Below are 26,280 nucleotides of genomic sequence, written 5' to 3'. Positions count from 1 at the left end.
TAATTTATAAAAGGTTCATCTCCTATTAATGGGATGAACCTTTCATTTTGTTTATTTGCCCGAGGCTGACCTGTGGTTTTCTTATATGGAATCAATCTCAGTCATTGTGAAATCTTCCTTCATTCAATATAATGGAAGTAGAATGTTTTTCTGGAGGTAAGTCACCATGACCAAAGGGGTTCTTTATACCAATAGAAAAAAAGTTTCTATCAGATAAGTGAATGGCTATTCATTCATTTTTAAAAAGGGGTGGGAAAATGAATTTATCTTTACGGTTGTCTGAAACTGTCAAAGAACATGGATCAAAGCCGGCTTTTATTTTTGATGGAACAGAAACAACATATTTGCAACTTGAAGGAGAAATCAATCAATTTGCAAGCAGCTTAAAGGAGTTGGGAGTTAACAAAGGAGATCATGTCGCAATTGTATTAGGAAATTCTCCATACTTTGTCATTTCATTGTATGGTGCCTTACGTGCAGGTGCAACCGTTATTCCGGTTAACCCAATTTATACACCTGATGAAATTGCCTATATCTTGAACAATGGTGATGTAAAAGCAGCTGTTATATTGGATTTACTTTTGCCGTTGTTTGAGAAGATGGAAAGTATGCTGCCGAAGCTTGAACATATCATTACTTGTGATACACCGCCAATTTCAGACAAAAAAGAAATAGATATCACAGAGCTTGCGATTTACACAAAAATGAAAAGGTTTACAAAAATACTTTCGACAGGCAGCACTCAATTTGAAGGTCCCGAACTTGATGAAGAAGATGTTGCTGTTATTTTATATACATCCGGAACAACCGGCAAACCAAAAGGTGCGATGTTAACGCATAAAAACTTATATAGTAATGCCCTTGATACAGCTAACTATTTAAAAATGAACAAAGAAGATGTGATTGTAACGGTTCTACCGATGTTTCATGTTTTTTGCCTGACTGTTGCGTTAAATGCACCACTTATGAACGGGGCAACTTTGCTTATCGTACATAGGTTTAGTCCTGATACTATTTTTAACCTCGTAAAAACGTATCAAGCAACTGTTTTCGCTGGAGTTCCTACCATGTATAACTTTTTACTTCAATATGATAAAGCTCAACCAGAAGACTTAAAATCATTACGTATGTGTGTCTCGGGCGGTGCTTCAATGCCTGTTGCTTTATTAAAAGGATTTGAACAAAAGTTTAAAGTGATTTTATCAGAAGGATATGGTCTTTCAGAAGCTTCACCCGTTACATGCTTCAACCCTCTTGATCGTCCACGAAAACCAGGCTCAATAGGGACAAATATTATGAATGTAGAAAATAAAGTTGTGAATGAATTAGGCGAAGAATTACCACCTAACCAAGTAGGAGAATTAATTGTTAAAGGCCCTAATGTTATGAAGGGATATTATAAAATGCCTGAAGAAACAGCCTTTACTCTAAAGAATGGCTGGCTATATACAGGTGACCTTGCCAGAAGAGATGAAGAAGGTTATTTTTATATTGTTGATCGGAAAAAAGATATGATCATTGTTGGCGGTTATAACGTATACCCGCGCGAGGTTGAAGAAGTATTATATAATCACGAAGAAGTTGTCGAGGTTGCAGTATTAGGAGTCCCTGATCCAAACTTTGGTGAAGCAGTAAAATGCTTTGTTGTTGTGAAAAATAAAACAGTAACAGCAGAAGAGCTCATAGAATACTGCCAACAGCATTTAGCTAAGTATAAAATACCTAGTTCAATCGAGTTTTTAGAAGAACTTCCTAAAAATACAACAGGGAAAATTTTAAGAAGAGCACTGAAAGATCAAATTTTACAAAAATAGTATATTAAAAGAATGTAATCATACCTTACAATGTTTGAAGGAAAACACAGTTATCTTTGAGATAGCTGTGTTTTTTGTTGATATGATAGGATTTTTGCTAGATTGTATAGAAAAAAATAAGCAAAGTTTTCAAAATATATTGAACTATTTGATTTCTCCTGTATAATTTAATCAATGAAAGCATAAAAGCATAAAAGAGATTTAAAGGGACTAAAGGGGGATTATATAGGATGAAAAAAGGTTGGAAAATTGGTACAGGAATGATGTTAGCTAGCTTTTTAGCACTAGCTGGCTGTGGAAGCAGTGAAAGTTCATCTGGTAGCACAGGTGAAGGAAGCTCTGATTCTGGCAGTTCAGAAAAAACATATACAATAGGTGTAAACCAAATTGTCGAGCATCCATCATTAGATTCTGCATTGGAAGGCTTTCAAGCTGCATTAAAAGAAAAAGGGCTGGAAGTTGAATATGATGTACAAATTGCTCAGGGAGACCAAAATAACAGCCAAACAATCGCGGCTAATTTTGCAGGGGACAATGTTGATTTAATATTTGCCAACTCAACACCAAGTGCACAAAGTGCATTGAATGCAACACAAGATATACCGATTGTGTTTACATCTGTTACAGACCCGGTTGGCGGAGGACTGGTTAAAAGCTTTGAAGAGCCCGGTGCAAATATAACAGGTACAACAGATACCCATCCTGATGCCATTCCAAATACAGTGAAGTTTATTGCAGATAATGTTGAAGGAACAAAGGTAGGAATGATTTATAACTCAGGAGAGCAAAACTCTGTGGCACAAATTGATTTAGTTAAGAAAGCAATGGAAGGGACAGACTTAGAAGTCGTTGAAGCATCTGTTTCTACCTCTGCAGAAGTAAAGCAGGCAACAGAATCATTAGTAGGAAAAGTCGATTCTTTATACGTTATTACGGATAATACGGTTGTTTCAGCGTTAGAAAGTGTTATTGGTGTTGCTAGTGATAATGATATCCCGCTATTTGTTGGTGAATTGGATTCTGTAAAACGCGGGGGCTTTGCAGCTTACGGATTCGATTACTATGATATCGGCTTTGAAGCAGGAGAAATGGCAGCAAGCATTTTAACTGGAGAGAAGGAAGTAAGTGAAGTTCCTGTCCAATATCCGCAAAATCTAAAACTTCAAATCAATGCGAAAGCAGCTGAAGATATGGGAATTGAAATAAAAGAAGAATGGAAAGAAGAAGCAGAAATTCTTGAATAAAGGTGAGGAATTATGTTTACAGCCCTATTTGGATCAGTAGAGTCAGGCTTAATATATGCGATTATGGCTCTTGGAGTATACCTATCATTTCGAATACTAGACTTTCCGGATTTAACAGTTGACGGCAGCTTTGTCACAGGTGCAGCTGTGAGTGCTGTGTTAATTGTGAATGGTGTGAATCCTTTCTTAGCCACATTAGTTGCATTACTTGTAGGATTTTTGGCTGGCTGTATCACAGGGGTTCTGCATACGAAAGGAAACATTAACCCGCTTTTATCCGGGATATTAATGATGATTGCCTTGTATTCTATTAATCTTAGAATTATGGGGAAATCGAATGTTCCACTATTACAAGAGGAAACAGTTTTCACGCAATTACTTGATTGGTGGAGTAAGCTTGGAATAGATACAGGTTTAGAACAGCTCTTTATTTCAATTGGTTTGGAAGGCTATGTACCAAAAACTTGGTCGGTTGTGATCACAATGCTGATTATAATTCTAGTCATTAAATTTGCATTGGACTATTTCCTGAAAACAGAGCTTGGACTTGCGATTAGAGCAGTTGGTGATAACCAAAATATGATCACAAGTTTTTCAGCAAATACAGATATGTTAAAGATTGTTGGATTAGGTCTTTCAAATGCACTTGTTGCATTTTCCGGGGCCTTTATTGCTCAATACAATGGATTTAGTGATGTAGGTATGGGGATTGGGATGATCATTATCGGGTTAGCCTCAGTTATAATTGGGGAGGCATTAGTCGGAACAAAAACGATCGTTCGTGCTACGATTGCGGTCATTATCGGAGCGATTATCTACCGCCTAATTGTTGCGATGGCTCTTCGAGTTAACTTCTTTGAAACAGGTGATATGAAGCTTATTACAGCATGTATTGTTATTGGGGCCCTTGTTATTCCGCAAATGGTTGATAAGCAAAAGGATAAACGGAAAAAAAGCTTACGCAGAAAGCGGGGGAATGATATTGCTTCAACTAGAGCAAATATTTAAAGTGTTTAATGAAGGTTCATTAGATGAAAAAATAGCCCTAGACCATCTTTCTTTATCCTTAAATGAAGGGGATTTCGTTACAGTTATCGGCAGTAACGGAGCCGGAAAATCAACACTTTTAAATGTGATTGCCGGGCGAATAACTCCTGATGATGGAGATGTACGCATAAAGAATCAATCTATGCTTGATGTCAGGGAGTTTAAAAGGTCACGATATATCGGACGGGTATTCCAGGACCCTATGGCTGGAACATCCCCAACACTGACAATTGAAGAAAACTTAGCGATCGCTTATTCGCGTGTTCATAAGAGAACATTAAGACCAGGTGTTACAGCAAAAAGACGAGTGTTCTTCAAAGAACAGTTAGAGATGCTGGGATTAGGTCTTGAAAACCGTTTATCCGCCAAAGTTGGTTTGTTATCTGGAGGGGAGCGCCAGGCTTTATCGCTATTAATGGCTACTTTTACAAAGCCTGATATCCTATTACTCGACGAACACACAGCTGCCCTGGATCCATCACGTGCAGAGCTGATTACCAACTTAACAAAAAAGCTTGTTGAAAAAGGGAATTTAACAACGTTAATGATTACACATAATATGCAACAAGCTGTTGATCTTGGAAATCGTTTAATCATGATGGATAAAGGAAAAATTGTGTTCCAGGCAGAAGGAGAACAAAAGCAAGGCTTAACGGTGAACAGTTTACTTGAGGAATTTTCAAAAATAAAATCAGATAGTTCTTTATCAGATAAGGCGCTTTTAATTTAAAAGGTACATGCTCCAAATATTGGGGCATGTACCTTTTTTACATAGCATTAGTCGTTTTTTTAACGCCTCTTAATGCTTCTTCATCAGCAATCACAATGGTGTTCGGATGGGTATTTAGGATGGATGCAGGGAACAATTCTGTCACTTCTCCATTTAAAAGCTCGACCATTGCCTGTTGTTTTGCTTTACCTGAAGCTAAAAGAATAATTTCCTTGCTTTGAAAAATCGTATGAATTCCCATTGTAATGGCTTGTTTTGGGACATCTTCTAGTTGATCAAAAAATCGGGCATTTGCTTCTCGGGTGGAATCAGCTAAATCAACAACATGTGTTTTTGATTGAAAGGAGGTCCCAGGCTCATTGAAGCCTATATGTCCGTTTGCACCTATCCCTAATAACTGAAGGTCTATTCCCCCGGCATTCTTAATCATATTTTCATAAGCTTCACATTCTGCGTCCGTGTTTTCATTTATACCTGACGGAATATGCGTTTGCTCTAATGAAATACCAATATGTTTAAAAAGATTTTCATTCATATAGTGGAAATAGCTGTTTGGATCATCTTTTTTAAGGCCGATGTATTCGTCTAAGTTAAACGTTTTTATGTGTGTGTAGGACGTTTTATTTAGTGAATAATCTTTAATTAATTCCTGATAGACTCCTTTTGGTGTTCCGCCTGTGGCAAGGCCTATATTTAGCTGAGAGCTGCTTTTAATCTTTTTTAACATATATTCAGCAGCTTTTTTACTCATTTCCTCATAATCTTTCACTTCAATGATTTTCAAGGTTGTCATCTCCTCTCGTAAACGCAATGTTTCCTTTGCAAATGGTCATATATACATCCTTATTTTCATCCAGGATAACGAGGTCAGCATCTTTTCCATTCGCTATACTACCTTTATGATCAAAAACATTCAGTTGCTTAGCTGGATTTTCACAAGCCATTTTAATCGCGCTCTCCATACTGCAACCAGTAAATGTTTGGATATTTTTAAATGCATCAATCATCTTAAGTACACTGCCAGCCAAAGTGTTTTCATCGAGCAGTGCCTTCCCGTTTGTAACGGTAACCATCTGTCCGCCCAAGTCATAATTACCATCTTCAAGCCATTTTGCTCTCATTGCATCAGTAATTAAGATCATTCTTTCATCTGTAATCTGTTTATAAGCAACTTTTACGATTTCAGGAGAGACATGTATCCCATCTGCAATAATTTCTACCATTAGCTCATCCCTTAGGAAAGCTGACCCTACAATTCCCGGGTCACGATGGTGAAGGCCTGTCATTTGATTAAATAAATGTGTTACATGTGTAAGACCGTGATCAATGGCTTCTAAAACCTGAGAATAGGATGCTTCAGAATGGGCAATGGAAGAGACGATGTTTTTATTCTTTAGATAGTCTAAAAGCTCACTTCCTCCTGGTAGTTCTGGAGCCAGAGTAACTAGCTTAATATGATGATTGGATAATGATTCAAGTTGTTTAAATAATTGAGTGTCTGGATCAGCTATATGCTGAACAGGCTGGGCGCCAGCTTTACCTTTATGAATAAACGGACCTTCCAAGTGAATCCCTAACACTTCGGCATTACCTTCAGATTGAAAAGAGTTGATATAATCACCGGCATTTACTAACGATTTTTTTATCTCGTTTATATCCTCTGTTATTGTTGTTGCCAAGAAACTCGTTGTTCCTTCTTTCGGAAGGGTGGAAGCCATTATATCAAGAGCTTCTCTTGTCGCATCCATCGTATCAGCACCATTCACACCATGAATATGAAGGTCGATCATACCAGGGATAATACTATAGCCTTTCGGTAGGGTAATCAGTTGATAATCTTTTGAAGATAGATGTTCAGTAGATTTACTTATCTTTGTTATTTTCCCATCGTCAATTTGAACAAAACCTGATTGTAACGTTTGTTCTTCGGTATAAATGGTTCCTTGTATAATGATTGATTTGTCAGAAATGATTTCCATGTAAAAACCCCCTTTGAATAGTATGAGAGGAAAAGGTATAAATTATGAATATAGAATACCACCACTTTATATAGTTGTCTATACCAGTTAAAAACCATGTATGATAATCTTACAGATAATATGACAAATATACTTGTTTGTTATATAAAATTGGTATAGACATCTATACTCAACGATGTTACTATATGCTTATGAAACGCTTTCATATTTGTGAGAGTGCTATAAAGCAAAAGGCTCTAATTTTATTCCGTTATATAAATGAATAGGGGGAAGTCAACATGATGAAATACTTACAAAACATTGGACGGTCATTGATGTTACCAGTAGCCGTTCTGCCAGCTGCAGCGATATTAATGGGAATTGGTTATTGGATTGATCCGGCTGGGTGGGGCGCAGGAAACCCTGTAGCTGCATTCTTAATTAAAGCCGGTTCCTCGATTATCGACAATATGTCTATTCTTTTTGCAGTAGGTGTGGCATTGGGAATGTCCAAAAACAGAGATGGATCTGCTGCACTAAGTGGTTTAGTAGCTTTCCTTGTTATTACAACATTACTTTCGACTGATACGGTTGCGATGCTACAGGGAATTGATGCAGAATCAGTGAATCCGGCTTTTGGAAAAATCGAGAATCAGTTTGTTGGAATTCTATCAGGGATTGTTGCTTCTATAATGTACAATCGGTTTAGCGAAGTTCAGCTACCAGCAGCGTTAGCGTTCTTTAGTGGAAAACGATTGGTTCCAATTATGTCAGCTGTATCTATGCTGGTTGTGTCATTGGTTCTCTTTTTCGCATGGCCTGTCATTTTCACAGGATTAGTTTCTTTTGGAACAGCTATCAGTAAATTGGAGTTTATTGGAGCAGGATTATATGGATTCTTTAATCGTTTGTTAATACCAACAGGTTTACATCACGCATTAAACTCGGTATTTTGGTTTGATGTAGCGGGAATTAATGATATTGGAAACTTCTGGGCTGGAACTGGTACAAAAGGAGTTACAGGAATGTATCAGGCTGGATTCTTCCCGATTATGATGTTTGGTTTACCGGCAGCAGCCTTAGCTATGTATCATACAGCGAAAACAAAGCGTAAAAAACAAGCTGCATCACTAATGTTAGCGGCAGGTTTTGCATCATTCTTTACTGGTGTAACAGAACCTCTTGAATTTTCATTTATGTTTTTAGCACCTGCACTTTATGTTGTTCACGCAGCCTTAACAGGGATATCCTTAGCAATTGCTTCATTTTTCCATTGGACGGCAGGATTTGGTTTTAGTGCAGGATTAGTCGACTTTGTCCTAAGCTCAAGATTACCGTTAGCAAATCAACCATATATGCTTTTATTACAAGGATTAGCATTTGCTGTTATCTACTATGTATTGTTTAGATTTTTAATCACCAAGTTTAATTTGGCTACACCAGGTAGAGAAGCTGAGACAGAAGAATCAAGTCATGAAACTGAAGAAGGAACGGTTACTTCAGAAAATAAATTTGCAAGGATGGCAAACGTCATTTATGAAGGACTTGGCGGAGATGAGAATGTTACATCTGTAGATAACTGTGTTACCCGACTAAGAATTGAAGTAAAAGACATGGATGCGGTTGATCAAAACAAAATTAAATCAACTGGTATACCGGGTATCAACATAGTTGGACCACAAAGCATCCAGGTCATTGTAGGAACACAAGTCCAATTTGTGGCAGATGAAATCGCAAAGATCAGAAAATAAATAAAAAGGAAAACTACCTGTTATGTTCAGGTAGTTTTCTATTTTATTTGTAAATATACTATAATGAAGAAGAGTGAAATTGAAAGGGGATCTTTATGTGGTAGACAAAAATTCTCCTCTTCCATTGTATTATCAGTTAGAAGAGCAAATAAAAAAAACAATAGAAACCGAGAAGCTGCAACCAGGTGATGCTTTGCCATCAGAAAGAGAGCTTTCAGAAAGCTATCAGATAAGTCGTATGACTGTACGTCAGGCCATAACAAACCTTGTAAACAAGGGATATCTTTTTCGGGAAAAAGGGAAAGGAACCTTTGTTTCCAGTCAAAAATTTGAACAAAATCTACAAGGTCTCACCAGTTTTACCGAAGATATGAAAGCCCGCAATTTAGTTCCGGGAAGTAAGTTACTACATTTTGAAATATACCCGGCAGACAAAGAGATCAGAGCAACTCTTTCTCTTAAAGATGAAGAGCTTATTTATAAAATAAAGCGTCTTCGCCTAGCAAATAATGAACCGATCGCCGTAGAGACCAGCTATCTTCCTGTAAGTCTAGTTCCTGGTTTAACACCTGATATATTGGCGAGCTCTCTATATACTTATATTGAAAATGATTTGGAATTAACGATAGGACATGCATCCCAAACGGTTGAGGCTGCCATTGTTGATGCTGAAGATCAACAGCATTTGAACATACATAAAGGTGTTCCGGTCCTGCTCATTCAACGGGAAACCTTTTTGGAAAATGGCATGCCACTTGAGCTTGTAAGATCTTCTTATCGTGCAGACAGGTATAAGTTTAAAATTGATATCGAGAGAAAATAAAAATGAGCCCAACCTTTTAGGTAGGCTCATTTTCTATTTTAAATTGGAATTCATGAAAAGCCGATTTTAACTAATCAAACTTAAGTAATGGAATGCGATCGCTATACTGCTCAATCAATCTTTGATTATGCTCATCTGCCCCATCGATATTACCACTTAAAAAAACAGGTGCCTGGAATCCATTGTTTACCATCATTTTTATTGCTTCAGCAAAGATCCCATTTAACATTGTTGCCCCAATAATTGTTGAAGTTGGCCCAAATGGAGTTGAGGAATGTTCATATGTAAGAGCAGCGTCTCCTTTTGTCGCATGGTTATTAAGGGCTAAATCAACAACTTGAGATAGAAATTTACCACTTGTATGTCTTGATGCTTTCCCGTCTACATAATAAAAGGAGCTTATTCCTACTACATATGCCCCCAGATTTTTAGCGTGTATGGCTACATCAATTGGAACTGGATTCAATCCGGAGGTTGAAATGACGATAATCAGATCTTGAGGTTGGATATCTTGGTTATAGATAAACTTTTCGGCATAATTGTTTTGCCTTTCAAGATAAGAAGATTTTACTGCACCTTTATGAAGCATTAATTCCTCAATAAAAACCGGTTTAACAGGAGCTAAGCCACCTGCCCGATAAAACATTTCCTCTGTTAGCATGTGAGAGTGACCACATCCAAAAAGATGGATAATCCCTTTTGCTTGAATGGTAGTCGCGATTTTCTCTGCTGCAACCAGCATTGATTTTTTTTCATGTTCGAGCACATGTTGAAGCTTTTCCTGGATTTTTTCGAAATAATGTATGAGCATTTTCTTCACCCTCAGTAAATTAGCATAGTTCAAATTTACTTTACTTCATTAAGAAGGAAAAGAAAAGTGTTGTGTGTTATAAAATACAAATGTATACTATATTATACAATGGCAATATATGGGGGAATATGATGAAATCCATTCAATCTCAAATCGCAGAGAATTTAAAACAAATACGCAAGCTTAGGGGATATAGCTATGATCAATTGGCAAGTTTGACCGGGGTTAGCAAAGGTATGCTTTCACAAATTGAAAAAGGGGAATCAAGTCCAACCGTTAATACACTATGGAAGATAGCAAATGGACTTCAAGTTTCATTTTCATCACTTGTTGAAGAGAATAAACCTGCTGTCTCTGTTATAAGGTTACATGAAAAAAGTGCGGTCATGGAGGACGGGGAACAGTTTCAAGTATACCCTTATTTTCCATTTGATTCTTCAAAAAAATTTGAAATCTACTTTATTGAAATGAAACCGGGATGCATTCACACTTCAGACCGTCATCATGGAAGTGTTGAAGAATATGTACTTGTATGTGAAGGGGAAGCCAAAGTCTCAATAACGGAAGAGTCTTATTTATTGAAAAAAGGTGATTCGATGAAATTTCAAGCAGCCCACTCACATACGTATGCAAATGAAACAAATCAAATAACAAGCTTTTATCTATTAATTTACTATTCTTAATTTGCAGCAATAGGAGGTATTTGTGTGTCATCGACAACCACTTTAGTAAAAAAACAATCTAGTTTTCTTCAAGGATTACAAGGTGGAATCAGTATTGCAATCGGGTATTTACCTGTTGCTTTAACCTTTGGGCTGCTTTCAAAATCAACCGGCTTGTCTTTATCTGAGACAGTCCTTATGAGTTTAATTGTTTTTGCCGGTGCTTCCCAATATATGGCTTTAAGCTTACTCACAGTAGGTACCGGGATAATTGAAATTATTTTCACCACCTTTATTGTGAATATTCGTCATTTTTTAATGTCTGCTTCTCTGAGCGAAAAGGTAGAAAACGATTCTCTATGGAAAAAAGCACTCTACTCGTTTGGGCTAACAGATGAGACATTTTCAGTTGCATCAACGAAAGAAGGTACAGTAAATACAGGCTACCTGTTTGGATTAATGTTGATTTCATATGCTAGCTGGGTGATCAATTCAGGAATTGGCTACGTAATCGGTGCAAGCCTGCCAGCAACAGTTCAGGAGAGCATGGGAATAGCTTTATATGCGATGTTTATAGGATTACTAATTCCATCTCTTAAAAAACATCGTAAGGTAATGTTTTTAGCGGTTACGGCTGCTATCTTAAATTCTATTTTTTATGCTTCCCAAATGATTTCAACAGGTTGGTCTATTGTATTATCAACTCTACTTTCAGCAATCCTTGTTGAACTATTTTATTTGAAGTATACAAGCGAGGTGGAGACAGATGGATAGCATGATCATCATTATGATTATTGGAATGGGACTTGTCACATATATACCGCGTATGATTCCGTTAGTCGCATTAAGTCAGTTAAAACTGCCTGTTTTTGTGCAAAATGTTTTAAAAAATGTGCCGTACGCAACATTAGGTGCATTAGTCGTTCCTGGTATTTTTTTAATTAGTGATGACCTGATATTTGGAATTGTTGGCGCTATTGCTGCTACTCTCATTGCTTTTACCGGAGCAAATGTTATTGTTGTTGTGATGGGATCCATCGGTACGTTGGTTTTATATACTATGTTATTTTCTTAAGTTATGATGAACGTTTGTTTATATCGGGTCCATCCCTTTTCATGTTCTAACTCAATGTTCATAGTACTACACTAATAGTAACAGCTTGTTCAAGGGGGAAAGGCCAGATGAGGAAATGGGTAACAACATCAATTTTTCTCTACTTTTTATATGGTTTAGTTGTTTACTGGTATTTGTTTATCTTTTCGGGTACAGGTGTACCAGCTCCGTATGAGGGAACATCGGCAGATCCTACAACATTTATGTCCGGTAGAGAATTACTATTAACTCAGGAATACTCCACAATTCGAAATTTCCTATATTTCGTTACTATTCCATTTGAGTGGTTTCTTCTGTTCATGTTTATGATTACAGGGCTCTCAAGGAAAATGCAGGATTGGTCGAGCTCATCAACCAACATATTTAGCATACAATCTGCAATTTATTTCTTTTGGTTATCGTTATTTGTCAGTGTTATTTCGTTACCTGTTAATTGGATTGGATTCCGGATATCTAAAATGTACCATATCACCACTCAATCCTTTTCTACGTGGATGAAGGATCAGTTAATTGACTTTTGGGTTAATTATCTCTTAATGACAATCATTATTATTGTTCTTTATTCATTAATAAAACGTTTTGAGAAAAGGTGGTGGTTGTATGCTTGGTTATTGTCCATCCCTTTCTCTATGTTTTTAATGTTTATTCAACCGGTTGTTATTGACCCGCTTTACAACGATTTTTATCCGTTGAAGGACAAAGTGCTTGAAGAAAAAATACTGGACATTGCTGAAAAAGCAGATATCCCTGCAGAGCATGTGTATGAGGTGAACATGTCTGAAAAGACGAATGCACTCAATGCCTATGTAACAGGGATAGGTTCCAATTCTCGAATTGTCTTATGGGACACAACGTTAAATCGCTTGAATGAGGATGAAATTCTGTTTATTATGGCTCATGAAATGGGTCATTACGTGATGAAACATATCTATGTCGGAATAGCTGGTTACTTATTACTTAGCTTAGCGGGTTTATACATTATTCATGTCCTTATGAGGATGATTATTGCCAGACATGGAAGGATGCTGAAAATCCGCTCGATGAGAGAGCTTGCTGCGTTTCCATTATTTCTTCTACTTTTAGGGACACTAACCTTTGCATCAAGTCCTTTGTCAAATGCTGTTGCAAGGTATCAGGAGAAGTCAGCTGATATGTATGCAATTGAAATGACAGATAATCATGAAGCTGCAATCAGTTCATTCCAGGAATTGTCCAGAGCAGGATTAAGTGAGGTCAACCCACCGGCTCTGGTGAAGATCTTTCGCTATACACATCCAACCATGCTGGAACGCATTCTTTATCTTGAAGAACATGGTAATCGTACATTAAATAAATGATCTGTTTTATAACAATAAATGGGCCTGTGCATGTCTACTGCACAGGCCTTTTTTTAGTCATCTGAACATCTACTGAAGTGGTTTTAAAATATTTAACTTTTTTCAAAGAAAATTGTTCCATTTTTTTCTCATCTGTTATATATTAGTTTTAGTAATAATGAACTGTATTATAACAATTATATGAGAGGTGTTGTTACACAAATGGCTACACAGATGACAGGTTGTAAAATTGTTGGGAACATGGAGGCTGAATTTCATCAAGTTTTAACACCTGAGGCACTACGATTCATTGAGAAGCTAGAGAGGGCGTTTGGAAGTCGTAGACGTGAACTGTTGCAGCAACGAGTGGAAAGACAACGGGAAATTGACAATGGTAAACTACCGGGATTTTTACCTGAAACGGAGCATATTAGAAAAGGTAGTTGGACTGTTTCTCCCATCCCTGATGATCTTCAGGATAGACGAGTGGAAATAACGGGTCCAGTTGATCGCAAAATGGTGATCAATGCATTTAATTCCGGAGCGAAAGTGTATATGGCTGATTTTGAGGATGCAACATCTCCAAGTTGGGAAAACATCATACGCGGCCAGATTAATTTAAGAGATGCAGTTCTTCGATCCATTTCTTATACAAGTGAAAATGGTAAAACTTATCAATTGAACAATAGTATTGCAACGCTAAAGGTTCGACCTAGAGGGTGGCATCTTGATGAAAAACATATCGAGATTGATGGGAATCGGGTATCAGCAAGTTTAGTAGACTTTGGATTGTACTTTTTTCATAATGCGGGAGAGCTTGTAGAAAGAGGGAGCGGCCCCTATTTCTATTTACCGAAATTAGAAAGTCATCATGAAGCAAGACTTTGGAATGATGTGTTTTGTTTTGCGCAAGATGAATTAAATATTCCAAGAGGAACGATAAAAGCCACAGTTCTCATTGAGACAATCATGGCAGCTTTTGAAATGGATGAAATTCTGTTTGAGTTAAAAGAACACTCAGCTGGTTTAAATTGTGGGCGTTGGGACTATATCTTTAGTTATTTAAAAAAACTGCGAAACTGTGAATCTGTTATTCTGCCTAATCGTGTCCAAGTGACAATGACTGTTCATTTTATGAGGTCTTATTCGTTATTAGCGATTCAAACATGTCATAAGCGAAATGTTCATGCGATTGGTGGTATGGCAGCGCAAATTCCTGTGAAAAACAATCCAGAAGCAAATGACCGTGCATTTGAGAAAGTCAGATTAGACAAAGAAAGAGAAGCCACAGATGGTCATGATGGAACCTGGGTCGCTCACCCGGCACTAGTTGAAGTTGCTATGGCTGTTTTTAATGAGCATATGAAAACACCGAATCAAATTCATAACAAAAGAGAGGATGTTCAGGTAACTGCACATGATCTTCTGGAGGTACCAGACGGAGTTATTACAGAGGAAGGAGTCAGAATCAATATCAATGTAGGCATTCAATATATAGCATCATGGCTCAGTGGTAGAGGTGCAGCTCCCATTCATCATTTAATGGAGGATGCAGCAACAGCAGAGATATCAAGAGCACAAGTGTGGCAATGGATACGCCATCCAAAAGGAATTTTAGAAGATGGTCGAAAACTTACAATTGGATTGTATGAGAAATTAAGAGATGAAGAGGTTCAACGTATAAGAGAAAGAATCGGTGAAATTTCCTATCAAAAAGGCAAGTTTGAAGAAGCAACCACTATTTTCGATCAGCTCGTAAAAGAAGATCATTTTATAGATTTCTTAACGATACCAAGTTATGAAATGATTTAAGCGGGATAAAGGGGACTAAAAAATTGAATGGGGGATCTGAAATGAACGGTCAAACAAGGATTGAAGCATTACAAGAAAGCTGGAAATGTGATAAAAGATGGGAAGGAATTACTCGTCCATATGGTGCAAATGAAGTCATTCGTTTAAGAGGTTCTATTGAGGTTGAACATACACTGGCAAGACGTGGAGCCCAAAAGCTATGGAAGTATCTTCATGAAGAAGACTATATTCATGCGCTGGGAGCATTAACTGGGAATCAAGCTGTACAACAAGTAAAAGCAGGGTTAAAAGCCATTTATTTAAGCGGCTGGCAGGTTGCAGCTGACGCAAATCTTTCCGGTAATATGTATCCGGATCAAAGTTTATACCCGGCAAACAGTGTGCCGCATGTTGTTAAACGAATTAATCAAGCCCTTCAACGCGCAGATCAAATTCAACATTTAGAAGGTGAAGGTGATATTGATTGGTTTGCTCCCATAGTGGCAGATGCTGAAGCAGGTTTTGGAGGTCAGTTAAACGTATTTGAATTAATGAAAGCCATGATTGAAGCAGGTGCGGCAGGTGTTCACTTTGAGGATCAATTATCATCAGAAAAGAAATGTGGCCATTTAGGAGGCAAGGTTTTACTTCCAACTCAAACAGCGGTGAAAAATTTAATCTCAGCCAGGTTAGCAGCAGATGTAATGGGTGTTCCGACAATTATTATTGCTCGAACTGATGCGGATGCAGCAGACTTAATTACGAGTGATGTGGATTCAGCTGATCACGAATTTATTACAGGAGAGCGTACTGTTGAAGGGTTTTATCGTACCCGGCCAGGAATTGATCAAGCGATAAGCAGAGGGTTATCTTATGCACCTTATGCTGACTTAATTTGGTGTGAAACATCCGAACCGAATCTTGAACAGGCAAAGCGATTTGCTGATGCGATTCATAAAAAATATCCTGGTAAATTACTAGCCTATAATTGCTCGCCATCGTTTAATTGGAAGAAAAAGCTTGATGACCAAACCATCGCAAATTTCCAAAAAGAAATTGCTAAGATGGGATACAAGTTCCAATTCGTCACTCTCGCCGGATTCCACGCTCTGAATCACAGTATGTTCGAGCTTGCACGTGGATATAAAACCCGTGGAATGGCTGCTTATTCAGAGCTGCAACAAAATGAATTTGCCAGTGAGGTTTACGGATATACAGCAACAAGACATCAACGTGAAGTTGGAACAGGTTACTTTGATGAGGTAGCACAAACCATAACCGGTGGAACATCGTCAACGACTGCTTTAAAGGGATCAACTGAGGCAGAGCAGTTTATGGAGGCCTCAGACTGTTGACAAACGCTGGCTTTCTTCGTCACTCACCTTTCTGCGGTGCTCATTACCAACCCTGGTAACTCCGCTCCTCACAAGGCTTCGTGCTCGAAAGCAAGCGTTAGCTGTGGAATTAAAATAAAGACTTACCATTTGTAAAAAAGTTGCACCGTTTTACCCCTTTGGATGTTTATCTAAAGGGGTGTTTTTATAGTGAAAAGGAAAAGAACGTAGTAATTAACGTTATTAACGTTAATTACTACGCCCTGGTATACTACATATAAGGGCCAGATAATGGAATAACTCCTTGTGAAAATTAGGGGATAATTTCATGTTAAAATTGAACCTCAGAGGGGGGGTTTTTGGGAATACAGAAATGTGAGTCTTGTGGTGGTTATCAATTTACATGGAAAGAAATACAAAAGGTCATTCATTGGACTTATAATTTGGGAATAGCGTTAACAATAATATTCCCCCATACTGTCATACTTCTATTCCCTTATTTCGCAAAATATAAAGTTATTCAAAAACAAAACGATTAACACATTTACCATTGTGTACTAATCAGAAGTTTAACAATTACGTCACGGTTGGACATAAGGACTCGAAGGTTTTCGAAATACCCTGGATTTGAACGAACAAAGGCATAGTATCCATTCTTCACCATATCCGCAATCACGAGAGCGTCTTTTTTATCACTTTGGACTGAGTGTTATCTCGATTTTCTTTATTTTTTTTACAAGGTGAGGATTGACTGTTACAATATCAATCTTTTCGTTAGGTAACCATTTCGATAGATCAATCCAGTAATGACCTGTAGGTTCCATACCGACAATAGTTGTGTCTAAGCTGTTTTTACCTTTTAGTTTATTAATCCATTCTAGAAATCTGTTAAAGCCTTCTTCGTTATTTTCAAAAGTAAGAGGATCACCTACTACGATCCCTCGATAATTTACAGCTCGAGCCACGTGGAATTGTTGGGAAATATCTACACCAACCACGAGATGTCGATCAGAAATTCGTTCAATTAGTTGATTTTGTTTGTGCTACATTTTAAAATTCATAGTATAGCTTCCTCCTTTAGATTTTGAGTTTTAGAGTGGTGTCTATACTCATATCTTACTGGGGAGCTCTATTTTTTTCAAAGTTGATAATTAACGCTCTACAGGAATGCTAAAGGCTGCTTTGCATTAATAAACATCTTCCGTGATCGAGGCGCAAATGTTAATTAATTTTTATAAAAGGTAAACACCACTTCATCTTTTATATCTGCGAGACGTACTCAAGCCACGTTGAGTGCGTCTCGCAGATATTTTTATAAAAACAAGCAGGAAACAATTAAGATTTTCCTATTCTATTTATTTTTTGGAGTCGGGAAGGTGAGAATTTATATATTAAGTTTTTCGAGGATAGAAATAAATAAGCTCTCTAGTTGATTAGAAATTGACAAGGTAGCGATCATAATTACTATGCTAACCTTTTGTTAGTTTATATACCCTATTCACCATTACTAAACCAAATTTATCCAATTATTAAGTTTACTTACTTCTTGATAAACAACGACTGCCCAACAATTAGAACATCACTACTCAGGTTATTCGTAGTCTTGATTGCATTAACTGTGGTGTTAAACTTCCGTGCCAGTGACCAAAGTGTATCTCCTGTCTGAACGGTATATATAATTGGAATATTATTCCTGATACCCCAATATGAATTGTATAATGCATTCCAGGTTGATGCATTTACAATCCCGTTCGCTGTCAATCCCATTGTCTTCTGAAATTCTATAACAGCGTTAGCCGTATCGCTTACAAAAATACCGTCCGGTGTCACATCGGGAACAGTAGGGTAAAACTCACTAATAATACTTAGAATATATTGTAGCGTGATAACATCGATACCGATCGAGCCCACCTGAAGAACTGATCTGGGTGGGACCGTTCCTATGCCCAAGTTCGTACCTTCACTTTCTAGACTGGCAAGCTTTGCTACGGCAACGTAAACATAAGAGATTTTATACCATGTTGCTTTTTCAACGATCCCATCGGAAGTCAAATTAAAAACACTCTGGAATTCCATGGCCGCAGCCTTCGTACTATCACCAAATATACCAGTTTCATCGGTTATAAGGGGAATATAAGGGTAGGTTTGCCTAATCCTGTTCAAATTGTTCTGTATGACCTGCACATCTAGTCCTATGCTGCCTAATTGAAGGTTAGTACCTGGAAATCCTTCAACGATCCCTGTAATGATATTGGTTTGTGATATTTCAATATCATCTGGGTAGTAATAGCGCAATATCTCCATTGTTGACATGCTTTGATTGGCTAATGTTACCGTACCCCATTGGGATAGTCCATCGCAAGTTACGGTCGTACCATTACAAAAAGCCGTAAAAAATGGCGCAATTTGACCTTGTCTTCGAACGTATTGGTTAAAGATTTTATCTACAATTTTGCTAATAGACTCATAAATAGTGCGCCCATATACAAAATATTGGTCGTAGGCGGTACTGTTTGTGATATCAAAATTAAATCCCTGGCTTCTGTACCACTGTGTAAACACCCTATTTAAAGCAAATGTGATGATGGCATAAATATTTGCCTCCAGCGCCGCCGATGGCCATGTTGAATAAATTTCGCTACTCGCAGCATTTTTAACATAATCGATGAAGGAGACATGTACATTCGAAGCGTCTTCGGTAGGTTTACCAAGGTGTACAGTAATTGGATTTGGAATAATGACTTGTCGAAGTATACGAGGTTCAACGATTGGTCCTACTTGATTTCGGGGTACTGTCATTTGGATCGCATGCTTTCCAATAATGAGCTTCTGCGTGATAGGAAGCTTTTGGACTGCTTGCATTGGAATTAATACTAAAGGTTGAATGGCTTTCTCACCGTCAAAAATTTGTACGTCAGCAATATGTAAGGAATTATAGCCTTCCTTTTCTGCATCTAGAATATAATTAGAATATGGATTTCCTGTATAGTTTGGATCCAATGAAAATTTTCTATCTACTGCTTCTAAGGAAATGGGTTCGGTTTTTCCAATCCGATCCGTGGTTAGTTCGTAGAGTAGTTTACCTTTTTGATTCCTGATTCTGACTCGTACTCCTTCTAATGGTAACGCATCATTGGCAGTGCGGGATTGAACGGTTAAATAACCAACACCCATGCTTACTAATCACTCCTTTAAAACAAATTGTAAAATAGATGATCTTCTAAGATTAAAATATATGCCAAATCACCAAAAATGTTTCAATAATTAAAAGGAGAGGAAAGAAATTTTAAAAAGGGTCAAGTTATGGGGGCATCTACGACTAGCGAATATTTTGTTCAGCCGGTAGCGTTTGGTATAAAGTAATTTTTTTTTTAGACAGAAGGTAAACACCACTACATCTCAATTTGTTTTTAATTTTTACGACACCCGCACTCTACACAGGTTGAAAATGTCGCGATGTTGGTATTAACAAAATAATATAAGAATCCCTCGCGCGCTCTGTGGGTGCCTCGTACTCTTTCGCACCCTCGCCGTGTGTTTAATAAATTGTTCCATTAAAGACCAGCTATAAAAAGTCAAATAACTAATAGAATTTTAGGCATGACAAAAAACTAGAGTCGCCGATTTTTAAAAAATGACTATCGTAGGTTAATTATTGTCTGTTTCGTTAAACGAGGTTGATAGGGTTGTCCGTCTCTCAAAATTGCAAAAATAAAGTGGGTTAGTTTCCGAGCAACTGCCCCAACAGCAGTACCATGTGCTTTTCCTCGATTCCGTAATTTTTTTTAATAAAGAGAGAGTGCAGGGTCATGAAAACTAGCAACAAATGCAGCTTGCCATATAGTTCTTCTGAGGTAAGGAGAACCACGTTTTGAGAGCTTACTGCTAGATCCATTAAAGTCACCTGATTGATGAACGGAAGCATCTAGACCAGCAAAAGCTACTAAATGTCCAGGGCGTTCAAAACGGTTAATAGACCCTATTTCACCTAATATAACGGCAGCAGTTACATCACTTATTCCCGAGATCGTAGTGAGAAAATGTTCTTGACGATTGGAGAGTTCAATCATCCTTTTCTCAATTTCGGATAGGTGCTTTTCAAACAAACTAATCTGTTCAAGTAACAGGTGAATTTGCATTTTAAACAACACGTCTGTGCCAACCGAAATGCGAAAGCTATTCTGTGCGCTATTTTTCAATAGTTCTGCTTTATTTCGAGCTCTCCATTGACCAAACGTCCTTTACTAACCCTAAGTTTTTAACAGAAGAGGAGATTGAATTACTTCGTAAAGCCTGTGATACTACATTTGAGAAAGCGTTATTTGAGTTTATGTATTCAACCGGTTGTAGGATTGGATAGGTCGCAAACCTAGATAAGCATTCCATCAACTTTGCAGAACAGTCTGTTATCGTTTTTGGAAAAGGTAAAAAAGAAAGAGAAGTGTATTTTAACACTAGATGTAGTATCTGGTTAAAAAGATATTTGGAAAGATAGGACAGATGATCAACAGGCTCTGTTCGTAACGATTCGAGCACCACATTGAATGAGTATTGCACAGATGAGATATGTAATAAAACAGATTTCCAAAAGAGCAGGAATAAATAAGTGCATTCATCCACATCAACTTAGACATAGCTATGCAACTACACTTATTAATAATTGGGCACCACTAGAGGTCATACAGAATTTGATGGGACACGAAAAGAGCGAAACCACCAGAGTATACGCTTATCTAAGTGGACATTTGAGGCGTGAGCTATATAAGAATTTTTTAGATACTGCTTGATGCAGCATTTTTTATTATGCTAAAGGGGCAGATTGGTTGAACAATGGTCATTATTTTTTTTAACAATCGGCCAGCATTCCTGTAATGAATGAAAATGAGATTTGAGTATCAAAAAGACCTCTTGGTATGATTATAATGTCCCAAAGCTGGCAAGCGAAAAGGACAAATCTATCATGACCAGGAGGCCTATCATGAATTATAACCAAAATAAGAAAATCGCTCAAATTACTCCTAAAACACTTATTATCGGAGTAGATATTGCCAAATTCAAACATGTAGCCAGAGCTCAGGATTTTAGAGGATTAGAGTTTGGCTCACCTTGTTACTTTGAAAATACAAAAGAAGGATATCACCATTTTCTTAATTGGATCTCACAACTTATGCAAGCTCAAACGATGAATCAAGTGATTGTCGGTATGGAGCCGACAGGCCATTATTGGTTCAATTTAGCTTACATGCTTAGAGAACATACGATTAAATTTGTGTTAGTTAATCCATTACACGTAAAGAAAAGTAAGGAATTAGATGATAATTCACCAACTAAAAACGATATAAAAGATGCTAGAGTTATTGCGCAATTGGTCAAGGACGGGAGATATGCTGAACCAACTATTCCTCAAGGAATTTATGCAGAACTCCGTGTGGCTAAGAAAATTCGTGATCTCTTAACTGTTGACCAACAAATTGTACAAGGTCAAATTCATAACTGGATTGACCGATATTTCCCTGAATTTTTAACGGTTTTTAAGAATTGGGAAGGTAAAGCAGCTTTACAATTTTTGAAGTTAAATGTATTACCACATGAACTTGTACATTTCTCTGATCAGGACCTATTAAATCACTTAAGAAAAGCTGTTAAACGCAGTGTAGGTCTTAGTAAGATTCAGGACTTAAAACAAGCAGCCCGTGAATCTATTGGTATTCGTCAAGGGGCAGATATGGCGAAATTAGAATTACAGACATTGATAGCTAAATATGAGTTAATTCAGTCTAAATTCGAAGAATTGGATGCCAAAATAGATGCATTAATTGATCAAATACCTGGCGTTCAACAGATGCTTGCCATCAAGGGAATTGGAAGAGATACTGTCGCAGGCTTTTTTGCAGAAGTCGGAGATCTAAATGAGTACTCCCATCCTAGGCAAATCATTAAGCTCGCTGGGTTAAGTCTTAAGGAAAATACGTCTGGTAAGCATAAGGGACAAACAAGGATTACGAAGCGAGGTAGAAAGAAACTTCGTGCTCTGTTGTTCAGAGTTTGTATGATACTCGTTGCGAAGAATTCAGCTTTTAAAGCACTCCATACCTATTATACACAACGACCTGATAACCCATTGAAAAAGATGCAATCTCTGATAGCTTTGTGTAATAAGCTCATACGTATACTCTTTGCCATAGGTAAAAAACATTTTGAATTTTGTGAAGAAAAGATGTTAAAGGATATTCCTCATATGGCAGTATCAGAGAATGTAAAAATAGCCGGTTAATAATGTTGTAGATTAGATTAGATAAAGTAGTTAGGTATTAAAGATTTAGGAACATTTGAAGCACGGATTAGTCAGTAAAGCAACAATACTTCGGGCAAGGACCCTGTGGGCCAGCGTAACTGACATCCACCTCATGGAAAGGTTGGACGAAGGAATTTGAGAGCGAACACTCTGTGAGGCATGGGAGGGTTGACCTCCATGAGATATGTGGACATCCACCAGTGCGATCATATTTTTACTAATCACCCAATTTCTGTAAGGGATTGGTTAGTAAGCTATGAGTCATTTTCTTCATAAATCCAATTTTATCCTAATAATATATATTTATTCATACAGAAGGTAATTTTTGAAACAAAACTACTATGAAAATCTAAGCAAACAGGAGAAATCGTTAGATTTTACATTCTTTATTGAGGGAGATTGTAGCATAACAATAATTAAATTATGTTAAAATTAGGAAAAAGGTTATGGTGAAGGTGGTGCGTGCTGTGCAGCAGTGCAAAAAATGCAATGTGCCTTTTAGTTGGAATAATATTTATCGGTCGTTTTGGGGATGGGTATACAAACCAATTATATGTGAAAATTGTGGTATGAAGCATCGTATTACTGTTTCTGGACGTTTTATCGTTACTCTTCTTACTATTTTACCAATGTTAATATTTGTAAACTTTCTATCACCTTTTAATAATGTTTTATTGACTTTTTCTATTGGAGTATTCTTAGCGTTTATTGGTTCTCTGTTAACTCCGTTCTTAGTAAGATTTAAAGGTGCATAGAAACAAAGGGGATATCCTAATGTAATTTCTAAAATCAATTGACTACATAGTAATTTCAGCTTTAAATTAATGTCTTTAAAGGTTATCTTGAAATCGAGTCTACTGCTATAGGGCGCCATTCTTGAATAAGATTTGCGCCTATTTCCTTTTTAATTTCTTAATACCTAAAAATACAATACCTATTAGTGCTGCAATAATTAAGGTGAATATAAGTATTCCAGCAGGATTCCACATTGACATAAAAACTCCACCTCTCATTTAAGATAATTCTATCACATGCAATCACTATCTTTCCTTATAAAAATTTATATGTAACTTTAATTTGCTCATATTTTGGACAGTGATCATCAACAAAACCAGCTAATAGTTGTCAACATTTTTCAATAAAAAAATTAAAATATAGATGTTATACTAAAAATAAGTATGCCAAATAACCTTCCTGTTTTTCATAATTGGAAGGTTTTGTTTTATATTGTTAAATATAGTTTTTAAGCTAATTCTTGGAAAGTGGTCTTGTTCTTTAATAGCGCATAAATCAAGTGTAAAAGCTTATTAACACAAGCGATAATTGCTACTCTATAAGGTTTACCTTCTTCACGTTTTTTATCGTAAAACGCTCTTAATTTTTTATTCCGAGGAATAACAGTATCACTCGTCTTTTGCTTTCGGGCATCTCTAATTCCACAGTATACGGCCATATATAATGCTTGCCTTAACCTTCTAGATCCTCTCTTCGTTATCCGATTTTGAGTTGCTGTAAATCTTCCAGAAGAGTAAACACTAGGATCTATTCCTGCAAAGGCTACTAACTTTTTAGGATGATTAAACCTATCTATTTCTCCAATTTCGGAAATGATTGTTGCCGCAATCTTTTCTCCGATACCAGGGATAGTTTGGACAATCTAATATTCTGCAATTTCTTTAGCTAGGGCATCTATTTCTGCTTCTATTTGTGATAGGTGCTCTTGATATTGAAGAACGATGGTAATTAACATCTTTAAGTTAAAAATATGACTTTCATACAAGTTGTTTTGAAATGGATTTCGTAATGCTGCTTCCATAAGCTTTTGTGCTTTTTCTTTTGCCCACTTTTCTGAACGTCTGGTACATAACGATACAATCTTGTCAGTTAAGACGGATTCGGTAGTATTTAGTACATGTTCAGAAGTAGGAAATAAGGAAAGAGTCTGTAAAGAGACTTTCGAATATAAATCACCGAAGACACCTCTATATTCAGGAAATACTTGATCTAACACTGTTAGAAGCTGTACCTTGGTTTGTGTAGATATTCCTGAAATTGTCTCTTGTTGTCTTGTAAGATTACGAAGGTTTAAGAGTTGAATACCTCTTTTCTTATACGGCTCAATTTCTTCTTTATAGAATAGTTCGCAAAGAAGATAGGCATCGACAGCGTCTGTTTTTACCTTTCTTAAACTTGTACTCCTTGCTCGATGAAAAATAAGTGGATTCACAATAATATAAACATATTGCTGTTCCTCCAAAAATTGAATAACAGGAGAGTGGTAATGCCCTGTTGACTCTAAGATAACCGAAGGTTGCTTGCCATCAGCTACTCTTTCAATTTCTTTTAAGAATCCTAATAAATTCTCTAAGCCCTCAACAGTATGCTTTACACTAAAACTTTTACGAAAGGGTTGACCCTTATCCAAGAATGCTTGTACCTGACTTTCCCCTTTAGAAACATCCAGACCTACTACTGGATTCATCATCATCTCCTCCTTGTAAAATTAAGATTAGTCGGTTGTCCCTAGAGCTCCTTGTACTGTCATAGGTTCGCTTGTTAAACGGGATCTTTGTCCCAACCAGCCTGAAACATGCTTATACAAGTAGGGAGTGAACAGTTTTGCGGACGGGATCATGTCCCACGGGCGCTACGTTCTACTCCGACTACCGCTATATTAAAACCAAATAAAAAAAGTTCAACCAGTAAAAACTGGTTAAACTTATATTACGAACGGGCGCAAGAATCGAACAACGATGGACTGTTTTAGCAGTCTATTTTTTTAGTCTTTAATCTTAAGACAGGATAGCTCAAGAAGGTATTTGAAGAAAAAACGAGAAATGTTATGTAAAAAGAATTTAAAGGGATGGTATATTAATGAACGATGTAATCGATCTAATCGAAACAAGTAAACCTGGAGTTACGGATATAAATATAAAATCAGCAGAAGAACAATTAGGTGTTTCCTTCCCTAACCAATACAAAGACCTTTTTAAATTAACTAACAATGCTCAAATTGGTGAATGGACTCTATTTCCTATTAAAGACCCCAAAAACTTAAAAAGAACCTGGGATGATATTGTAAGACAAAATCAAGAAGTAAGAGATGAAGGATTGGCGGATGATTTAATATCTATTGGTGAAGATGGTACAGGAGACAAATTGTGTTTTCGGATTGTTGATATGGTAATAGATAATAAAGTTTATATTTGGTATCACGAAACGGAAGAAGTAGATGAAATAGCTCTTAACTAAAAAGAATTTATTTTATCGAATTCTGAATTTGAAGATGACATTGATGAAGATTAATAAATAATTGTTACCATTAATAGCTAATAAAAGGCTTATTAGTTATTCCAGAAAATGGCGCGATTGTTGAGCAACACTGGTAGAAAATGATCAAACTTTTTTATGAAAATCGTCCTCGTGAAATATTTAAAGAGCCTGTTTGGATCAATCTTTTTTTCAAAAGCAGGCTCTTTTATATTTGTTAAATCAACATAATAAGACGTGGTTCAATCAAACTTTTTTATAACCCAACATTAGCAATCAGTCTGAAGTGTTAGCAATTTTTACTTTGTCCACAACCTGAG

20 protein-coding genes and 3 pseudogenes are annotated in these 26,280 nt (G+C 36.9%); 16 read left to right on the top strand and 7 right to left on the bottom strand.

Annotated features, from left to right (window positions below):
* The first annotated feature begins 257 nt into the window (after positions 1–257).
* The 4 genes from LC095_RS18340 (at position 258) to LC095_RS18325 (ending at position 4,835) form a co-directional block, all read left to right on the top strand.
* A complete protein-coding gene (locus LC095_RS18340) occupies positions 258–1,814 on the top strand; it encodes a fatty acid--CoA ligase family protein (protein WP_226529532.1) in 1,557 nt (518 codons plus the stop codon).
* A gap of 230 nt (positions 1,815–2,044) precedes the next feature.
* Entirely contained in the window at positions 2,045–3,058 is a 1,014-nt protein-coding gene (locus LC095_RS18335) for an ABC transporter substrate-binding protein (RefSeq protein ID WP_226529531.1), read from the top strand.
* A gap of 12 nt (positions 3,059–3,070) precedes the next feature.
* The gene (locus LC095_RS18330; protein ID WP_226529530.1) at positions 3,071–4,066 is read left to right on the top strand and encodes an ABC transporter permease; all 996 of its coding nucleotides are present in this window, start codon (positions 3,071–3,073) and stop codon (positions 4,064–4,066) included.
* Positions 4,041–4,835, top strand: a complete 795-nt coding sequence (locus LC095_RS18325) for an ABC transporter ATP-binding protein (RefSeq protein WP_216772162.1) — start codon at positions 4,041–4,043, stop codon at positions 4,833–4,835. Before LC095_RS18330 ends, LC095_RS18325 begins: the two co-directional genes overlap by 26 nt.
* 37 nt (positions 4,836–4,872) lie before the next feature.
* Here LC095_RS18325 and nagB read toward each other — a convergent pair whose 3' ends face one another.
* Together nagB and nagA are read right to left on the bottom strand one after the other, a co-directional pair.
* Positions 4,873–5,619 carry a glucosamine-6-phosphate deaminase gene (gene nagB / locus LC095_RS18320; protein WP_226529529.1) on the bottom strand — a complete coding sequence of 249 codons (747 nt, stop codon included), beginning with the start codon at positions 5,617–5,619 and terminating at the stop codon, positions 4,873–4,875.
* Positions 5,606–6,814 (bottom strand): N-acetylglucosamine-6-phosphate deacetylase, encoded by a 1,209-nt coding sequence (gene nagA, locus LC095_RS18315; RefSeq protein WP_264196100.1) that lies wholly within the window; start codon positions 6,812–6,814, stop codon positions 5,606–5,608. Before nagA ends, nagB begins: the two co-directional genes overlap by 14 nt.
* 278 nt (positions 6,815–7,092) lie before the next feature.
* On the opposite strand from nagA, the gene nagE reads away from it, so the two are divergent.
* Both nagE and LC095_RS18305 read left to right on the top strand, forming a co-directional pair.
* A complete protein-coding gene (nagE, locus tag LC095_RS18310) occupies positions 7,093–8,544 on the top strand; it encodes an N-acetylglucosamine-specific PTS transporter subunit IIBC (protein WP_226529528.1) in 1,452 nt (483 codons plus the stop codon).
* Between the two features lie 97 nt (positions 8,545–8,641).
* On the top strand, positions 8,642–9,367 hold the full coding sequence (locus LC095_RS18305) for a GntR family transcriptional regulator (RefSeq protein ID WP_226529527.1): 726 nt from the start codon (positions 8,642–8,644) through the stop codon (positions 9,365–9,367).
* Positions 9,368–9,437: 70 nt separating this feature from the next.
* On the opposite strand, the gene LC095_RS18300 is transcribed toward LC095_RS18305, so the two are convergent.
* Positions 9,438–10,178: an SIS domain-containing protein gene (locus LC095_RS18300; RefSeq protein WP_226529526.1), complete on the bottom strand. Its 741-nt coding sequence runs from the start codon at positions 10,176–10,178 to the stop codon at positions 9,438–9,440.
* An 89-nt stretch (positions 10,179–10,267) separates the two neighbouring features.
* Between LC095_RS18300 and LC095_RS18295 the strand changes: the two genes are divergently transcribed.
* The 6 genes from LC095_RS18295 to aceA all read left to right on the top strand — a co-directional run bounded on the left by LC095_RS18295 (position 10,268) and on the right by aceA (position 16,416).
* Positions 10,268–10,861 (top strand): helix-turn-helix domain-containing protein, encoded by a 594-nt coding sequence (locus LC095_RS18295; RefSeq protein WP_226529525.1) that lies wholly within the window; start codon positions 10,268–10,270, stop codon positions 10,859–10,861.
* Between the two features lie 24 nt (positions 10,862–10,885).
* Positions 10,886–11,614, top strand: coding sequence for an AzlC family ABC transporter permease (locus tag LC095_RS18290; RefSeq protein ID WP_226529524.1), 729 nt, complete (start codon positions 10,886–10,888; stop codon positions 11,612–11,614).
* Positions 11,607–11,915: an AzlD domain-containing protein gene (locus LC095_RS18285; protein ID WP_226529523.1), complete on the top strand. Its 309-nt coding sequence runs from the start codon at positions 11,607–11,609 to the stop codon at positions 11,913–11,915. Before LC095_RS18290 ends, LC095_RS18285 begins: the two co-directional genes overlap by 8 nt.
* Before the next feature lie 107 nt (positions 11,916–12,022).
* Complete coding sequence (locus LC095_RS18280; protein ID WP_226529522.1) at positions 12,023–13,291, top strand: M48 family metallopeptidase; 1,269 nt, start codon at positions 12,023–12,025, stop codon at positions 13,289–13,291.
* Between the two features lie 201 nt (positions 13,292–13,492).
* The gene (gene aceB, locus LC095_RS18275; RefSeq protein WP_226529521.1) at positions 13,493–15,082 is read left to right on the top strand and encodes a malate synthase A; all 1,590 of its coding nucleotides are present in this window, start codon (positions 13,493–13,495) and stop codon (positions 15,080–15,082) included.
* 41 nt (positions 15,083–15,123) lie between these two features.
* Positions 15,124–16,416 carry an isocitrate lyase gene (gene aceA, locus LC095_RS18270; RefSeq protein ID WP_226529520.1) on the top strand — a complete coding sequence of 431 codons (1,293 nt, stop codon included), beginning with the start codon at positions 15,124–15,126 and terminating at the stop codon, positions 16,414–16,416.
* Between the two features lie 532 nt (positions 16,417–16,948).
* Here aceA and LC095_RS18265 read toward each other — a convergent pair.
* From LC095_RS18265 to LC095_RS18255, 3 genes and pseudogenes are all read right to left on the bottom strand, one after another.
* Positions 16,949–17,420, bottom strand: a pseudogene (locus LC095_RS18265) (IS110 family transposase); the annotation flags it as partial.
* 514 nt (positions 17,421–17,934) lie between these two features.
* On the bottom strand, positions 17,935–19,569 hold the full coding sequence (locus LC095_RS18260; RefSeq protein WP_226529519.1) for a peptidoglycan-binding protein: 1,635 nt from the start codon (positions 19,567–19,569) through the stop codon (positions 17,935–17,937).
* 611 nt (positions 19,570–20,180) lie between these two features.
* Positions 20,181–20,594, bottom strand: a complete 414-nt coding sequence (locus LC095_RS18255; protein WP_226529518.1) for an IS110 family transposase — start codon at positions 20,592–20,594, stop codon at positions 20,181–20,183.
* 50 nt (positions 20,595–20,644) lie between these two features.
* Between LC095_RS18255 and LC095_RS18250 the strand changes: the two are divergent.
* The 3 genes and pseudogenes from LC095_RS18250 to LC095_RS18240 form a co-directional block, all read left to right on the top strand.
* Positions 20,645–21,182, top strand: a pseudogene (locus tag LC095_RS18250) (tyrosine-type recombinase/integrase); the annotation flags it as partial.
* Between the two features lie 191 nt (positions 21,183–21,373).
* A complete protein-coding gene (locus LC095_RS18245) occupies positions 21,374–22,669 on the top strand; it encodes an IS110 family transposase (protein WP_226529517.1) in 1,296 nt (431 codons plus the stop codon).
* A 467-nt stretch (positions 22,670–23,136) separates the two neighbouring features.
* Positions 23,137–23,445 carry a TIGR04104 family putative zinc finger protein gene (locus LC095_RS18240; RefSeq protein WP_226529516.1) on the top strand — a complete coding sequence of 103 codons (309 nt, stop codon included), beginning with the start codon at positions 23,137–23,139 and terminating at the stop codon, positions 23,443–23,445.
* 488 nt (positions 23,446–23,933) lie between these two features.
* On the opposite strand, the pseudogene LC095_RS18235 reads toward LC095_RS18240, so the two are convergent.
* Positions 23,934–25,172 (bottom strand): annotated as a pseudogene (locus LC095_RS18235) (IS110 family transposase).
* 392 nt (positions 25,173–25,564) lie between these two features.
* On the opposite strand from LC095_RS18235, the gene LC095_RS18230 reads away from it, so the two are divergent.
* Entirely contained in the window at positions 25,565–25,942 is a 378-nt protein-coding gene (locus LC095_RS18230) for an SMI1/KNR4 family protein (RefSeq protein WP_226529515.1), read from the top strand.
* Positions 25,943–26,280 lie beyond the last annotated feature (338 nt).

Origin of the sequence: Metabacillus niabensis (assembly GCF_020524345.1) — a bacterium.
In the GTDB taxonomy this organism is placed as follows: domain Bacteria; phylum Bacillota; class Bacilli; order Bacillales; family Bacillaceae; genus Metabacillus; species Metabacillus niabensis_B.
The sequence above is the reverse complement of the archived record's forward strand: the minus strand, read 5'-3'. Positions and strand labels throughout refer to the sequence as shown.

What these genes read in the sequence shown, in the direction of transcription:
- LC095_RS18335 (WP_226529531.1), top strand. Translation starts at nt 2,045, where the DNA reads ATGAAAAAAGGTTGGAAAATTGGTACAGGAATGATGTTAGCTAGCTTT.
- LC095_RS18240 (WP_226529516.1), top strand. Translation starts at nt 23,137, where the DNA reads ATGGTGAAGGTGGTGCGTGCTGTGCAGCAGTGCAAAAAATGCAATGTG.
- LC095_RS18330 (WP_226529530.1), top strand. Translation starts at nt 3,071, where the DNA reads ATGTTTACAGCCCTATTTGGATCAGTAGAGTCAGGCTTAATATATGCG.
- LC095_RS18260 (WP_226529519.1), bottom strand. Translation starts at nt 19,569, where the DNA reads ATGGGTGTTGGTTATTTAACCGTTCAATCCCGCACTGCCAATGATGCG.
- nagA (WP_264196100.1), bottom strand. Translation starts at nt 6,814, where the DNA reads ATGGAAATCATTTCTGACAAATCAATCATTATACAAGGAACCATTTAT.
- LC095_RS18340 (WP_226529532.1), top strand. Translation starts at nt 258, where the DNA reads ATGAATTTATCTTTACGGTTGTCTGAAACTGTCAAAGAACATGGATCA.
- nagE (WP_226529528.1), top strand. Translation starts at nt 7,093, where the DNA reads ATGATGAAATACTTACAAAACATTGGACGGTCATTGATGTTACCAGTA.
- LC095_RS18245 (WP_226529517.1), top strand. Translation starts at nt 21,374, where the DNA reads ATGAATTATAACCAAAATAAGAAAATCGCTCAAATTACTCCTAAAACA.
- LC095_RS18280 (WP_226529522.1), top strand. Translation starts at nt 12,023, where the DNA reads ATGAGGAAATGGGTAACAACATCAATTTTTCTCTACTTTTTATATGGT.
- LC095_RS18285 (WP_226529523.1), top strand. Translation starts at nt 11,607, where the DNA reads ATGGATAGCATGATCATCATTATGATTATTGGAATGGGACTTGTCACA.
- aceB (WP_226529521.1), top strand. Translation starts at nt 13,493, where the DNA reads ATGGCTACACAGATGACAGGTTGTAAAATTGTTGGGAACATGGAGGCT.
- LC095_RS18230 (WP_226529515.1), top strand. Translation starts at nt 25,565, where the DNA reads ATGAACGATGTAATCGATCTAATCGAAACAAGTAAACCTGGAGTTACG.
- aceA (WP_226529520.1), top strand. Translation starts at nt 15,124, where the DNA reads ATGAACGGTCAAACAAGGATTGAAGCATTACAAGAAAGCTGGAAATGT.
- LC095_RS18300 (WP_226529526.1), bottom strand. Translation starts at nt 10,178, where the DNA reads ATGCTCATACATTATTTCGAAAAAATCCAGGAAAAGCTTCAACATGTG.
- LC095_RS18295 (WP_226529525.1), top strand. Translation starts at nt 10,268, where the DNA reads ATGTATACTATATTATACAATGGCAATATATGGGGGAATATGATGAAA.